Raw genomic sequence first — 12,013 nt, 5'->3', positions numbered from 1 at the left:
CCGTTGGGGTGGGGCGGTAACCAGGGGGACCGGCGGGGCGTTCCCCGCGCATGAAGCTGAATCGAACCTCGCTCGTCGGCGCTCTCGCCGGCGCCGTCCTGCTCCTCGGCGGTGCGCCCGCCCAGGCCGCCGACAATCCGCTGCTCTCACTCCTCGACAACCTCAACGTCTCCGACATCTCGGAGGTCGTGCACGTGCCGCTCGATCGCGTCCTGAACCCCAACGTCGTCCTGTCCAACGGCAATGTCGCCGCGCTCCAGGACACGGCGGAGTCCCTGCTGACCAAGCCCGCCGCGCCAGCCGTCACACCGGCCGCCCCGGCCGTCACCTCGCCCGCGCCAGCCGTCGCCCCGGCCGTCATCCCGGCCGCACCGGCCGCCCCCTGACCCCCCGCCACGCGAGAGGGCCGTTACCCCGGCCCACGGCGGCCGTCGCGTCGCTGGGTCAGCACGAGGGCCCTGCCCAGAGTCTCCGGGCAGGGCCCTGTTCCGCGCACGGACTCCGCTCAGCCGCCGCACTGGCTTGGCGCGCCCGGCCGGCAGCCACAGCCGCAGGCTGCGAGGAGCGGAAGCCGAGTACGTCGGGCACTCCGGCCCTGGCCTGACTCTGAAGGCGTACGCGCACCTCATGCCGAGCAGTCAGGAGCGGGCCAGGAAGGCTCTCGGGCAGGTTCTCCGGCCCGCAAGATCCCACGGGCTGAGGTTGCAGGGAGGTTCCACGGCACGAGAACGCCCCTGAGCCGCGCCGTATGCACAGCTCAGGGGCATGATCGCCATTCCTACTTCTTCTTGCCCTGGTTCTTGACCGCCTCGATCGCCGCCGCGGCCGCGTCCGGGTCGAGGTAGGTGCCGCCCGAGGTCAACGGCTTGAAGTCGGCGTCCAGTTCGTAGGCGAGGGGGATGCCCGTCGGGATGTTCAGGCCGGAGATCGCCTCGTCGGAGATGCCGTCCAGGTGCTTGACCAGGCCGCGGAGGCTGTTGCCGTGGGCCGCGACCAGGACCGTACGGCCCGCGAGGAGGTCGGGGACGATGCCGTCGTACCAGTACGGGAGCATGCGGACGACGACGTCCTTCAGGCACTCCGTGCGGGGGCGCAGCTCCGGCGGGATCGCCGCGTAGCGCGGGTCGTCGGACTGGGAGAACTCCGTGCCGTCCTCGAGGGGCGGGGGCGGGGTGTCGTAGGAGCGGCGCCAGAGCATGAACTGCTCCTCGCCGAACTCGGCGAGCGTCTGGGCCTTGTCCTTGCCCTGGAGGGCGCCGTAGTGGCGCTCGTTCAGGCGCCACGAACGGTGTACGGGGATCCAGTGGCGGTCCGCGGACTCCAGGGCGAGCTGGGCGGTGCGGATCGCCCGCTTCTGGAGGGAGGTGTGGACCACGTCGGGGAGCAGACCGGCGTCCTTGAGCAGCTCACCGCCACGGACCGCCTCCTTCTCGCCCTTCTCGTTGAGGTTGACGTCCACCCAGCCGGTGAACAGGTTCTTCGCGTTCCATTCGCTCTCGCCGTGGCGGAGGAGGATCAGCTTGTACGGTGCGTCGGCCATGCCCCGAGCGTAATAGAACGTCCTGATCGGTTGCCCGCCTGCCCGGCTTCCGGACAGTTCCCGGACAGTCGCCCGACGGTTGACGGGATCTGTTAATTGAGTGGCTGCCCCACGAGACCCGCTCGTAAGGTGTCATCACCGTCCGAGCCGCTTACGTCCGTGGGGGATCCCTGTGCCACTCGCCGCCCTGAAACACGCCGCCCGCGAGTCCGTCTCCGGGCTGCCCCGTGAGTTCTGGTGGCTGTGGACCAGCACCCTCGTCAACCGGCTCGGGGCGTTCGTCGCCACGTTCATGGCGATCTACCTGACCATGGGCCGCGGCTACTCGGCCTCGTACGCCGGTCTGGTGGTCTCGCTGCACGGGCTCGGCGGGGTCGTGTCCTCGATCAGCAGCGGTGTCATGACCGACCGGCTCGGGCGGCGCCCCACGCTCCTCATCTCCCAGACGTCCACCGCTCTCTCCGTCGCGCTGCTCGGCTTCATGCACCATCCGGTGGCCATCGCGGTCGTCGCGTTTCTCGTCGGGATGGCGAGCAATGCCTCGCGGCCTGCCGTGCAGGCGATGATGGCGGACATCGTGCGGCCCGAGGACCGCGTCCGCGCGTTCTCCCTGAACTACTGGGCGATCAACCTCGGGTTCGCCGTCTCCTCGGCCGGCGCCGGATTCATCGCCGAGGTCAGTTATGTCGCCGGGTTCCTGGTGGAGGCCGGGATGACGCTGGCCTGCGCGGTCGTCGTCTTCCTCAAGCTGCCCGAGTCACGGCCGGCGCGGGCCACCAAGGAAGCGCGGGCGGAGGCCTCCGTCGGGCTCGGGACCGTACTGCGCGACGGGCGCTTCATGAGCGTCGTCGGGCTGTCCTTCCTCGTCGCGCTCGTCTTCCAGCAGGGCTCGGTCGGGCTGCCGATCGCGATGGGCGCGGCCGGGTTCACCCCGGCCGACTACGGGATGGTCGTCGCCGTCAACGGCGTACTGATCGTCGCGTTGCAGATCCCGGTGACCCGTTTCATCGAGCACCAAGACGCCCGCCGGCTCCTCGTCGCCTCGTCCCTCCTGGCCGGATACGGCTTCGGGCTCACCGCTTTCGCCGGGTCGGTCGGCGTCTTCGTCCTCACGGTCTGCGTCTGGACCCTGGCCGAGATCGTCAACGCGCCCACCCAGACGGGGCTGGTGGTACAGCTCTCCCCGTTGCACGGGCGCGGGCGCTACCAGGGCATGTACACGATGTCCTGGGCGGTGGCCGGGCTGATCGCCCCGCTGATGTCCGGCTTCGTCATCGACCGCTTCGGCGCGGAGTGGCTGTGGGGGCTGTGCGCGGTGGTCGGGACTGTGGCGGGGGTGGGGTATTGGGTGCTGATGGGGAGGGTTTCTGGGGTTTCTCAGGTTCCCGAGGTTCCCGAGGATGCATCGGCGGAGGACGAGGACGTCTTTGCGGCTCGCCCGTCGCTGGATGCCTCGGCGTCGGGGGCTGTGGCAGAACAGGCGGTCTGACCGCCGGCTCCCCACATGAGGCTCCACGGCCTTGCCTGGCCGTCCCTGGTCAGCGAAGTCGCAATCGGAGAGTCTGGAGCCATGCTGCTGCCGCTGGCCCATGGGAAGACCGAGCTCATCGAGGTCGTCCGCATCACCGATCCCGCCAGACATCTCAGTTCGGAGGATCTGGCGGGCGACACTGCCGCCATCTGGGAGGGCGACCAAGCCCAGCAGGCCCTGTCTCTGATCGCCGGCCTGCCAGGCAGTGAGCTGCACCGCTGCTTCCTCCCAGGCTGGGGAATCCGGGCGTACGACTCCACGGATCAGCTCTTCGAGATCGCCTTCTGCTTCCTCTGTCACGGTGCCCGTATCTGGGGGCCGGACCTTCCTGACGAACAACAAGGCCAGACCTTCGACGCGGAGAGCCCTGCCGCACTTGAACTGCTCCGCCGATTTCGCTCCTGCCTGCCGGACTGAAGTGCGGGCCTCCCGGGCCCCTGGTGGCCGACCAGTCCGTCACGCATCACGCCAAATACAACCTGGCCTTAGATGCGTGTGCCCACGGCGAGGGTGTCGACCCCCGACAGGCGGATCATGGCGCGCAGGACGATCGCGAGACGTCGCTCGTCGAGGTCCAGCACGCGGGTGAGGTTCGTCTGGTGCGGTGAGGCGATGGACAGGACGAGGTCGACGAACCCGCGCTGGGCGTCGTCCAGTTGGAGGCCGTAGAGGTAGCAGGCGAGGTTCTGCCAGGAGAACTCGATGCCGTCGTCGGTGTGCCAGGCGAGAGCCTTGCGGAAGGCGGGGCGGGCGAGGATCTGTTCCTCGTCCACCAAGGCCCGTACGGCGGCCTGCTCGCGGCGTGTGACGGCTGCCTTCAGCAGTTGCTCCTCGAACGGCGGGGCCTCGGTGTCCCCACCCTCGTCCTCGGCGGCTGTCGTGCGTGTCGTCATCTGGATGCCTCCGTGGGGAGTCGAGCGCCACCGGGGCTGAACGCGGCGCCGAGCAGCACGGGGTCGTTCAGGCGGCCGGACCCGTCCGGTCGCTCCAGCCACCAGCGGAGGTTCACCGAGTGCAGGACGGGCGGGCACTTGAGGACCCAGCCGGAGGGGCGGACCGTGAGTGGACGTATGCCGTCCAGTTCGCCGGTCAGAGCGGGCGGAAGAAGCCACCAGGCGACATCGCGGCGCATGTCGGCGAGGACGGGACCGATCCGGTCCCCGCCGATCCTCGCGAGGGCTTCGAGCGAGCCCGGGATCGGTGCCTCGGCGATGCGCCAGTGCGGGCCGGTTGGGATCTCGGCGAGTTCCTCGGCGTCCCATGCGCGTCGCACGTCGACTGGGTGCTTGGCGCAGGTCAGGAGCCAGTCCTGGCCTGCCTGGGACATGCGTCGGGCGGACGGTGTGGCCATGGGCAGGACGGTAGGGGGACCGATTGCGTACCTGCGCGCCGATTGCGCGCGATTGCGCCCACGGGGCCGCTGCTTGCTGTCGATTGCTTACGCGAGGTTCAGAGAAGCCCTTGCCCTGCCGATCAGGCGGCGAGCCAGTGCTCCGTATTCGGCGGATTCAGCGAGCCAATCCCATGCCCGCTCGTACAGTTGAAGATCTTCCTGGCCAGTGAGCCAGAGTTCTTCGCTGATCGTCTCGACAATGACCAACCGCCGGTCGTAGATCCAGAAGGCGTGTGGTGCCGTACGCCGCAGCTGAGTGCCGAAGGGCAGAATCCCGAGCTCCACACGCCGCTGGCCCACCAGGTTGTACAGCCGGTCGAGTTGCTCGGCCATCACGTCTTCCGGGCACGCGCGGTGATATAGCGCGGCCTCGCACACCAGGAACCGGAACGTCTTGTCCGGGTCGTACAAGGCTTCTTGCCGCCGCATCCGCGCCTCGACCGCGGCCTCCGTTGTGGGAGGGATGCCGCGGAACTCCGCGTTGGCGTCGAAGATGACGCGCGCGTACTCCGGAGTCTGGAACAGCCCCGGGACTCGGGAGACCTCCAGCCCGCGGATCATCTCCGTGGACTCCATCTGCCGGACTGCGATCTCCTGACGGCCACGGTGGCCGCCGGCCAACTGGCGCCGCCAGGACCGATGGCGCTGCTTCATCTCCAGCCCGGCACGCAGTCCCTGCAGTTCGACGTCGACATCCGGTTGGCCGACGGCGTGTGCCCAAGCCGTGAGTTCGGCTGCGGTCGGAGTCTGCTTTCCGTTCTGGAGCCGTGAGATCTTCGAGGGCTGCCAGCCGAGCCTTGCGGCAAGATCCTTGCCTTCCAGACCGGCCTCGGTGCGCAGCTCGCGCAGCCGCGCACCGAGGGCTTCTCTGGCGGTCTGAAAGTCTGTGCTCACACGGTGGAACGTACCCGCCTGGCGAACTCCGCAGTAGGTACGGCGTGATGCCAGGCCGCGTCCCTGACCTGGCAGGCGGCGAGGACTTCGACCGGGTCTTCGGTGACGTACACGCCGAGCGTTGTGTCATCGTCGTCGAATGCGAAGCGGACGAGGACTTGGGAGTCGAACAGCCAGAAGTCGTTGTCAGGTAGCCGGAGACGCTCGGCCTCGGCGCGGCTCAGGTTGCGGATGTCCTCGCCTGCGGCGACACCGCTGGGAGCCGCTGCCATCAGGAACTGCTGCCCCTGGGTGGGCGGTTCGTCGACCAGACGGACGCGTTCGAACCTTTTGCCCTGCGCGGTCTGCGCCCGGATGTTCTCGCGCCAAGCGTTGTCCGGATCGCGGGAGACGTCCTCTCCCGCCTGCCATCGATCCCACTTGGGGGTATTGCGGTCGGTGGCATAGCCACGCCGGGTCTCCAGGCGCCAAGCGGTGTGCCTGAACTCACGGAAGAGGTGAGCAACTGACGCGAACGGCTGGAGTTCAGGGGCCTCGCTTCTCGGGGCGAAGCGGGTCAGCAGGCTGCGCGGGACTCGGACGAACGTCTCCGATTCCTTGACGTCCCGCAGTTGCACGAGGTGCGCGGGATCTGTCTCGCGCTCGCCCTGTACGAGGATCTCGTCTGTCCCCTCGACCTCGTACAGGGTGGGACAGTCGCCGTCGTCGCTGGTGCTGCCGATGAATCTGAGCGCCATTTGGCCCTCCATCTGCGCTGGTTGAAGGACCAGCATGTGGCGGATCGCTCCAACCCACCCCAGGATTGCGGGAGATTGCTCAGGGACTCTGACGCAGGCGGATTGCGCGCAATCAAGGGCCGGACCCTGCCGCATGACGAAAACAGCTGTCGAACCGAAGGAACATGGAGACCATGAAGCACGAGTACGAGGCCAAGTTCCTCGACATCGACGTCGACGCGCTCCAGACCAAACTCGCCGCTCTGGGCGCCACGCAGACTTTCCCTCGTACCCGCCTCACCCGGAAGATCTTCGAGAACGACGCCCTCGGCACCGGTCAGTGGATCCGGCTGCGCAACGAGGGCACCCGCTCCACGCTGACCCTCAAGCACGTCACCGACGCCACACGCATCGACGGCACCACCGAGATCGAGACCGAGGTCAGCGACCCGCACGCCATGGCCGGCATTCTGCGCGGCCTCGGGCTGCGCGAGGTCCGCTACCAGGAGAACTACCGCGAGGAATGGCACCTGGGCGAGGTCGCCTTCGACTTCGACACCTGGCCGGACCTGCCCACTTTCGTCGAGATCGAAGGCCCTGACGAGGCGTCGGTCCGTCAGGCTGCCGCCCTGCTCGGCCTCGACTACAGCACCGCGCGCTTCGGCAGCGTCGACGAGATCTACAAGAGCGAGGCCGGCCGCGACATCCTGGCCGAACCCACTCTTCTCTTCGCCGACACCGACGCCGACACCGACAGGAATCATGTCGACGCGCGGGCCTAGTCCTCCCCCTTGGCGCCGTCCGTGACGAAGGAACCCTGCCCCACTTCCAGCCGCAGCCACCCCTCCGTACGCAGTGCCACCAAGGCTTTCTGCGTCGTCGCCTGAGCCACCCCGTACTCAGCGGCCAGCGCCACCGTGCCGGGGAAGCGCTCACCGGATGCCCACTCACCGGCTCGCAGCCGACGGCGCAGGTCATCGGCAATCTGGGGCCAGAGATTCCGGGAACGATCAAGCTCAGCCATAAGGCCAGCGTGCGCGGTATCGCGCTGACCCGCTACCGCGATACCGCGTAAGCGCGTAAGCTCCTGGCTCGTGAAAGGGAGACCCCCGCGCCGCTGTCACGGCCGGGGGCGTGGCCCACCAACTAATAGGAGTTGATGAACATGGCCGAGCGTAGCGCGACCGCGCTGCACTGGCTTCTGGTGACCCTGTTCCTCTGGGGACTCGCCCGCCTGCTGCCCGCGACCGGCACCCGCCGGAAGACGCCGATGGCGATTCGAACCGCCTCCACCAGCACAAACGCCAAGGACCACGCGCCCCCGGCAGTACGAGTACCGGCCCAGCGCAGGTCGCCGTACAGCACCGACCAGGGCGCACTGGACGGCTCCGCGTCCCGCCTGTCGCGGCCGTACCTGCCCGCCCTCACCGGGTGCTGGGCCCCAGAGGCGGCCAAGTCACCCCGTACAGCCGGTGTACGGCCCTACTGGACGACCAGGGAACGCGCCCTGCGGTGGAAGCGACGGCGTGTCCTCGTGCTGGCGGCTCACTTCCGGCTCGACCTCGACCGGCGTGACATCCACGCCGTCCCGGCCGGGGCTGGCGTCCGATGACCGGCGCGAGGGGCACCGGAGTCCGCACAGCCGTACGGCGGGCCGAACTGCCCATGCTGCGCGCGTACCGCCTGTGGTTCGAGCACACGCGCAAGTGCGCCGAGTGCAAGGGGGTCCGGACCGCGCAGGACTGCTGCGCCGGCGGGCGGGACCTGTGGGCGGCCTACCGCCACGCCTACGCCGAGGGGGCGTGATGACCACGCGTCCGACACCTCCGACGACGAACACGGGGCGGTGCGGGACAGCCCGCGCCTCCCTTCTCCAACACGCCATTATCGTCAGCGAGTTGGGCGCGTGCGTCCTCCCTCACGGGCATGACGGGGACCACCGCGACCCCTGGGGCCGCACATGGGACGTGCCCCCGCTCTGCCGCGTCACCAACACCGGCGGGGGGACTGACAAGTGACCCACTCCCCCGAGCCGATGTGGACGCCGGAAGCCCCGTACCGGTCCCCCCGGTGCACTCTCGGCCAGCATCCCCGTTGTCGGGACTCAGAGCCTCGCGACAGCGGGGTTCCCGGAGTGCGATACCTGGTGTGCACGTGCTCCTGCCACCGTCTGACGCCGGTCCCGGCAGAGGCGGCCCGCATGTGAACTCCCCTTCGGAACCGGCCGAGTCGAACGACTCGGCCGGTTGCCGCGGCGCTCCAGGAGGTCACCGATCTCCGCCGGAGTTCCGCGGCGGTGAGACGTGACCCGAGTCAGCGCGCACCTCACGGATGCATCCGCGCCCCCTTGATCACCTTGTCCACCGCGTTCTTCGGCCCGTACACCGCGAGCCCCACCAGATCCAGCTCTCCCGTCCCCACCGCCCGTACCGCCGCCCGGTTGTCGTGGTCGTTGCCGGTGGTGAAGAGGTCGTCGGTGAACACCGCGCGCGGGAGGGAGCGGGACAGCACGCGCGCGTGGGCGGTGGTCAGTGTCTCCTTCGTGGCCTCGAAGACCAGGACCGGCTGGCGGAACATCGGGAGGTAGGACACTCCGTCTCCGTCCTCGTAGGGGGCGCCGATCACCTCGGGGACCGTCGTGCCCAGGCCGCTGACCAGGAACGCCGTCACGTTGAGGCGCTGCCAGGGCTCCAGGTCCTCGCGCAGCAGGACGGCGATCTTCGTGTCGAAACGGATCGGGGGGTTGCCCACGGGGCTTTCAGTGCTCATGCTTCGAGACTGGCGGGCGTCGTACGACCCCGTCTTGTACGTTCCTTGCATGGTCACCCGGCAGGAAGTCTCCGCCTGGCGCCCGGCCGTGGCGGGCATCGTCGAGGTGTTCCACGCCCACTTCACCGAGCACGCGTACCCCATGCACGTACACGACACCTGGACGCTGCTCATCGTCGACGACGGCGCCGTACGGTACGACCTCGGCCGGCATGAGCGGGGCACACCGCACGACACCGTGACCCTGTTGCCGCCGCACGTGCCGCACAACGGGTCGCCCGCGACTCCGGGCGGGTTCCGCAAGCGGGTGCTCTATCTCGACTCCACCCATCTCGGCGACGAGTTGATCGGGGCCGCCGTCGACCGGCCCGATCTGCGCGATCCTCTGCTGCGGCTGCGCGTGGGGCAGTTGCACGGCGCGCTCGGGCGGGCCGGGGAGGAGTTCGAGGCGGCGAGCCGGCTGGCGCTCGTCACGGAGCGGCTGCGTACGCGGCTACGGGTGCGGATGACGGACGTACGCCTTCCCGCGCGTGTCGATCCGCCGCTCGCCCGGCAGTTGCGCGAGCTTCTCGACGAGCGGCTCGTCGACGGGATCACGCTCGACGAGGCCGCGCGGCTCGTGCACGCCCATCCCGCGCATCTCGTACGGGCGTTCAGCGCGGCCTTCGGGATGCCGCCGCACCGGTATCTGACGGCTCGGCGCGTCGAGCGCGCCCGGCGGTTGCTTCTCGACGGGCAGGCTCCAGGGGAGGTCGCCGTCGCCGCCGGGTTCTACGACCAGGCTCATCTCACGCGGCACTTCCGGAAGTTGGTGGGCGTGCCGCCCGGGCGCTATCGGCTCGGCCGAGGATGAGGTTCAATCCGTAGGGCGCTTGGTCAGGTGTGCGAACGCGTCCAGGTTGCGGGTTGATTCGCCGCGGGACACCCGCCAGGCGTACTCCTTGCGGATCGCCGACGCGAAGCCCAGCTCCAGAAGGGTGTTGAAGGCGCCGTCGGCCGCTTCCAGGACCGAGCCGAGGAGGCGGTCGATCTCGTCCGGGGTGATCGCGGACAGGGGCAGCTTGGAGGTGACGTAGACGTCACCCAGGCTGTCGACCGCGTAACTCACTCCGTACAGCTTGAGGTTGCGTTCCAGGAGCCAGCGGTGGACGCCCGGCTCGTTCTCGTCCGGGTGGCGGATCACGAACGCGTTCAGGGAGAGGGAGTGTTTGCCCACCAGGAGCGAGACCGTCGTCGAGAGCTTGCGTGTGCCCGGGAGTTTTACGACGTAGTTGCCGGGTTTCGGGCTCTCCCAGTCCAGGTCCGCCTCGGTGAGGACCTGTTCGATGATCGACGCCGCATCAGCCATGCAGGGAGCGTACGCGACGCCTGTGGGCCTGCATCGCGGCCGTGTAGACGTCCCCGGTGGCGGCGGCCGAGGCGTCCCAGCCGAAGCGCCGCGCGTGCCTGGCCGCCGACTCGCCCATGCGTGCGGTCAGGTTCTCGTTGTCGGCGAAATCGCGCAGCACGCGCGCGTAGGCGGCCGGATCGTGGCCCTGGACCAGGAATCCCGTACGTCCGTCGTCGACCGCCACCGGGAGGCCGCCGACCGCCGCCGCCAGGACCGGCGTACCCGCCGCCTGCGCCTCGATCGCCACCAGGCCGAACGATTCGCTGTAGGAGGGCATGACAAGGACGGAGGCCGCCCGGAACCAGTCCGCCAACTGCTCCTGGCCGACCGGCGGGTGGAAGCGTACGACGTCCGCGATGCCCAGGCGGGCGGCGAGTTTCTGCAGGCCCTCCGGCTTGGCCAGGCCGCTGCCGCTGGGGCCGCCGACTATCGGGACGACGATGTTGGCGCGCAGCTCGGGGCGCTCGTCCAGGAGGACGGCGACCGCGCGGAGCAGCACGTCGGGGGCCTTCAGGGGCTGTATGCGGCCCGCGAAGAGGGGGATCAGGGCGTCCTGCGGGAGGCCGAGGCGGGCGCGGGCGGCGGCGCGGCCGTCGGCCGGGGAGAAGCGGTCGAGGTTGACGCCCGGGTGGACCACGGCGACCCGGCCGGGGTCGGCGTCGTAGTGCCGTACGAGCTCGTCGGCCTCTTCGGCGGTGTTGGCGATGAGGCGGTCGGCGGCGGCCACGATCTGCATCTCGCCGATCACGCGGGCGACGGGCTCGGGGTTGTCGCCGTCGGCCAGGGCGGCGTTCTTGACCTTGGCCATGGTGTGCATGGCGTGCACCAGGGGCGTGCCCCAGCGCTGGGCGGCGAGCCAGCCGACGTGGCCGGAGAGCCAGTAGTGCGAGTGCACGAGGTCGTAGTGGCCGGGGCGGTGGCCTGCCCACGCCTGCATGACGCCGTGCGTGAAGGCGCACAACTGGGCCGGCAGGTCCTCCTTGGGGAGGCCTTCGTAGGGGCCCGCGTCTATGTGGCGCACGAGGACACCCGGCGCCAGTTCGACCGCGGGAGGGAGGGCCGCCGTGGTCGAGCGGGTGAAGATCTCGACCTCGATGTTGATCGCGGCGAGGCGCTGCGCGAGCTCGACGATGTAGACGTTCATACCGCCGGCGTCACCCGTGCCGGGCTGATGGAGCGGGGAGGTGTGCACGGAGAGCATGGCCACCCGGCGGGGCCTGCGGCGGCGGCCCAGCAGGCCGATGTACTGGCTCACGTGGTGTTCCTCCTTCTGTGCCCCCGGTCGGTTCCCACAGCTCCGAAGGGTCAACGCCGGGAGGGCGCGACCCATTTCCTCTTTGCCCAATCATTACCTTTACCGCTCAACCGTTCGATACGGCGCCGCCCCTTACCCTCGTAGCCATGACTCCCCGCGCATCGACGACCCGACCCGTCGGGACGGTGACCCGCGGGACGACCAACCCCAACCGGCTGCGCCGTATGGACCGCTGGATCGCGGCCACGCACGGGTCCGCCCTGCGCCGCGCGCCCTCCCCGGTCGCGGTCGACCTCGGGTACGGCGCCGCGCCCTGGACGGCCGTCGAACTGCTCGGGCGGCTGCGTACCGTGGCGCCACGCGCGCGCGTGGNNGTGCCGGAGCGGCCGGTGCTCATCCGCGCGGCGAACGTGCTGCGGCAGTACGAGGAGGCCGAGGTCGCCGAGGTCTGGGCGCGGCTGTGCGCGCGGCTCGCACCGGCGGCGGGGGATGGAACGGGCGGCCTCGGGGGCGGCGTCGGGGGCC

The 12,013-nt window shown here is 69.6% G+C and carries 16 protein-coding genes and 2 pseudogenes; 9 read left to right on the top strand and 9 right to left on the bottom strand.

The features are described from left to right. The first annotated feature begins 50 nt into the window (after positions 1 to 50). Positions 51 to 386, top strand: a complete 336-nt coding sequence (locus AOK08_RS46710) for a hypothetical protein (protein WP_055532511.1) — start codon at positions 51 to 53, stop codon at positions 384 to 386. 392 nt (positions 387 to 778) lie between these two features. Here AOK08_RS46710 and AOK08_RS31710 read toward each other — a convergent pair whose 3' ends face one another. Next, the gene (locus AOK08_RS31710) at positions 779 to 1,540 is read right to left on the bottom strand and encodes a phosphoglyceromutase (protein ID WP_055532509.1); all 762 of its coding nucleotides are present in this window, start codon (positions 1,538 to 1,540) and stop codon (positions 779 to 781) included. A 172-nt stretch (positions 1,541 to 1,712) separates the two neighbouring features. On the opposite strand from AOK08_RS31710, the gene AOK08_RS31705 reads away from it, so the two are divergent. Continuing rightward, the gene (locus tag AOK08_RS31705; protein ID WP_055532507.1) at positions 1,713 to 3,029 is read left to right on the top strand and encodes an MDR family MFS transporter; all 1,317 of its coding nucleotides are present in this window, start codon (positions 1,713 to 1,715) and stop codon (positions 3,027 to 3,029) included. Between the two features lie 81 nt (positions 3,030 to 3,110). Beyond that, a complete protein-coding gene (locus AOK08_RS31700; RefSeq protein ID WP_055532505.1) occupies positions 3,111 to 3,488 on the top strand; it encodes a hypothetical protein in 378 nt (125 codons plus the stop codon). A gap of 68 nt (positions 3,489 to 3,556) precedes the next feature. On the opposite strand, the gene AOK08_RS31695 is transcribed toward AOK08_RS31700, so the two are convergent. The 4 genes from AOK08_RS31695 to AOK08_RS31680 form a co-directional block, all read right to left on the bottom strand. Next, on the bottom strand, positions 3,557 to 3,964 hold the full coding sequence (locus AOK08_RS31695; RefSeq protein WP_055532497.1) for a hypothetical protein: 408 nt from the start codon (positions 3,962 to 3,964) through the stop codon (positions 3,557 to 3,559). Further along, the gene (locus tag AOK08_RS31690; protein WP_055532495.1) at positions 3,961 to 4,422 is read right to left on the bottom strand and encodes a hypothetical protein; all 462 of its coding nucleotides are present in this window, start codon (positions 4,420 to 4,422) and stop codon (positions 3,961 to 3,963) included. Before AOK08_RS31690 ends, AOK08_RS31695 begins: the two co-directional genes overlap by 4 nt. A gap of 87 nt (positions 4,423 to 4,509) precedes the next feature. Then, positions 4,510 to 5,358, bottom strand: a complete 849-nt coding sequence (locus AOK08_RS31685; protein ID WP_055532493.1) for a helix-turn-helix domain-containing protein — start codon at positions 5,356 to 5,358, stop codon at positions 4,510 to 4,512. Further along, positions 5,355 to 6,095, bottom strand: a complete 741-nt coding sequence (locus AOK08_RS31680; RefSeq protein ID WP_055532491.1) for a DUF6879 family protein — start codon at positions 6,093 to 6,095, stop codon at positions 5,355 to 5,357. Before AOK08_RS31680 ends, AOK08_RS31685 begins: the two co-directional genes overlap by 4 nt. Positions 6,096 to 6,268: 173 nt before the next feature. Between AOK08_RS31680 and AOK08_RS31675 the strand changes: the two genes are divergently transcribed. Further along, positions 6,269 to 6,856 (top strand): class IV adenylate cyclase, encoded by a 588-nt coding sequence (locus tag AOK08_RS31675; protein ID WP_055532513.1) that lies wholly within the window; start codon positions 6,269 to 6,271, stop codon positions 6,854 to 6,856. Here the strand turns inward: AOK08_RS31675 and AOK08_RS31670 are convergent. Then, positions 6,853 to 7,098, bottom strand: a complete 246-nt coding sequence (locus tag AOK08_RS31670) for a winged helix-turn-helix domain-containing protein (RefSeq protein ID WP_055532489.1) — start codon at positions 7,096 to 7,098, stop codon at positions 6,853 to 6,855. The two genes, AOK08_RS31675 and AOK08_RS31670, sit on opposite strands and share 4 nt — an antisense overlap. Positions 7,099 to 7,239: 141 nt before the next feature. Between AOK08_RS31670 and AOK08_RS31665 the strand changes: the two genes are divergently transcribed. Both AOK08_RS31665 and AOK08_RS31660 read left to right on the top strand, forming a co-directional pair. Beyond that, the gene (locus tag AOK08_RS31665) at positions 7,240 to 7,686 is read left to right on the top strand and encodes a hypothetical protein (protein WP_157876874.1); all 447 of its coding nucleotides are present in this window, start codon (positions 7,240 to 7,242) and stop codon (positions 7,684 to 7,686) included. Continuing rightward, positions 7,683 to 7,880: a hypothetical protein gene (locus tag AOK08_RS31660; protein WP_055532485.1), complete on the top strand. Its 198-nt coding sequence runs from the start codon at positions 7,683 to 7,685 to the stop codon at positions 7,878 to 7,880. Before AOK08_RS31665 ends, AOK08_RS31660 begins: the two co-directional genes overlap by 4 nt. Positions 7,881 to 8,399: 519 nt before the next feature. On the opposite strand, the gene AOK08_RS31655 is transcribed toward AOK08_RS31660, so the two are convergent. Beyond that, positions 8,400 to 8,843 carry a DUF2000 domain-containing protein gene (locus tag AOK08_RS31655; protein WP_055532483.1) on the bottom strand — a complete coding sequence of 148 codons (444 nt, stop codon included), beginning with the start codon at positions 8,841 to 8,843 and terminating at the stop codon, positions 8,400 to 8,402. Between the two features lie 49 nt (positions 8,844 to 8,892). On the opposite strand from AOK08_RS31655, the gene AOK08_RS31650 reads away from it, so the two are divergent. After that, positions 8,893 to 9,696, top strand: a complete 804-nt coding sequence (locus AOK08_RS31650; RefSeq protein ID WP_055532481.1) for a helix-turn-helix transcriptional regulator — start codon at positions 8,893 to 8,895, stop codon at positions 9,694 to 9,696. 3 nt (positions 9,697 to 9,699) lie between these two features. Here the strand turns inward: AOK08_RS31650 and AOK08_RS31645 are convergent, their stop codons facing one another. Both AOK08_RS31645 and mshA read right to left on the bottom strand, forming a co-directional pair. Continuing rightward, entirely contained in the window at positions 9,700 to 10,191 is a 492-nt protein-coding gene (locus tag AOK08_RS31645; RefSeq protein ID WP_055532473.1) for a type III secretion system chaperone family protein, read from the bottom strand. After that, positions 10,184 to 11,488, bottom strand: a complete 1,305-nt coding sequence (gene mshA, locus AOK08_RS31640) for a D-inositol-3-phosphate glycosyltransferase (RefSeq protein ID WP_055532471.1) — start codon at positions 11,486 to 11,488, stop codon at positions 10,184 to 10,186. The genes AOK08_RS31645 and mshA overlap by 8 nt, the downstream gene beginning before the upstream one ends. A gap of 146 nt (positions 11,489 to 11,634) precedes the next feature. Between mshA and AOK08_RS47815 the strand changes: the two are divergent. Both AOK08_RS47815 and AOK08_RS47810 read left to right on the top strand, forming a co-directional pair. Further along, positions 11,635 to 11,860: pseudogene (locus AOK08_RS47815) on the top strand (class I SAM-dependent methyltransferase); the annotation flags it as partial. 2 nt (positions 11,861 to 11,862) lie between these two features. Next, a pseudogene (locus AOK08_RS47810) lies at positions 11,863 to 12,013 on the top strand (class I SAM-dependent methyltransferase); the annotation flags it as partial.

This window comes from Streptomyces graminilatus (assembly GCF_001418565.1).
GTDB lineage: Bacteria > Actinomycetota > Actinomycetes > Streptomycetales > Streptomycetaceae > Streptomyces > Streptomyces graminilatus.
Note: the sequence above shows the minus strand (reverse complement) of the source record. Positions and strands in the feature narration are given on the sequence as shown.

What these genes read in the sequence shown, in the direction of transcription:
- AOK08_RS46710 (WP_055532511.1), top strand. Translation starts at nt 51, where the DNA reads ATGAAGCTGAATCGAACCTCGCTCGTCGGCGCTCTCGCCGGCGCCGTC.
- AOK08_RS31710 (WP_055532509.1), bottom strand. Translation starts at nt 1,540, where the DNA reads ATGGCCGACGCACCGTACAAGCTGATCCTCCTCCGCCACGGCGAGAGC.
- AOK08_RS31700 (WP_055532505.1), top strand. Translation starts at nt 3,111, where the DNA reads ATGCTGCTGCCGCTGGCCCATGGGAAGACCGAGCTCATCGAGGTCGTC.
- AOK08_RS31695 (WP_055532497.1), bottom strand. Translation starts at nt 3,964, where the DNA reads ATGACGACACGCACGACAGCCGCCGAGGACGAGGGTGGGGACACCGAG.
- AOK08_RS31690 (WP_055532495.1), bottom strand. Translation starts at nt 4,422, where the DNA reads ATGGCCACACCGTCCGCCCGACGCATGTCCCAGGCAGGCCAGGACTGG.
- AOK08_RS31680 (WP_055532491.1), bottom strand. Translation starts at nt 6,095, where the DNA reads ATGGCGCTCAGATTCATCGGCAGCACCAGCGACGACGGCGACTGTCCC.
- AOK08_RS31675 (WP_055532513.1), top strand. Translation starts at nt 6,269, where the DNA reads ATGAAGCACGAGTACGAGGCCAAGTTCCTCGACATCGACGTCGACGCG.
- AOK08_RS31670 (WP_055532489.1), bottom strand. Translation starts at nt 7,098, where the DNA reads ATGGCTGAGCTTGATCGTTCCCGGAATCTCTGGCCCCAGATTGCCGAT.
- AOK08_RS31665 (WP_157876874.1), top strand. Translation starts at nt 7,240, where the DNA reads ATGGCCGAGCGTAGCGCGACCGCGCTGCACTGGCTTCTGGTGACCCTG.
- AOK08_RS31660 (WP_055532485.1), top strand. Translation starts at nt 7,683, where the DNA reads ATGACCGGCGCGAGGGGCACCGGAGTCCGCACAGCCGTACGGCGGGCC.
- AOK08_RS31655 (WP_055532483.1), bottom strand. Translation starts at nt 8,843, where the DNA reads ATGAGCACTGAAAGCCCCGTGGGCAACCCCCCGATCCGTTTCGACACG.
- AOK08_RS31650 (WP_055532481.1), top strand. Translation starts at nt 8,893, where the DNA reads ATGGTCACCCGGCAGGAAGTCTCCGCCTGGCGCCCGGCCGTGGCGGGC.
- AOK08_RS31645 (WP_055532473.1), bottom strand. Translation starts at nt 10,191, where the DNA reads ATGGCTGATGCGGCGTCGATCATCGAACAGGTCCTCACCGAGGCGGAC.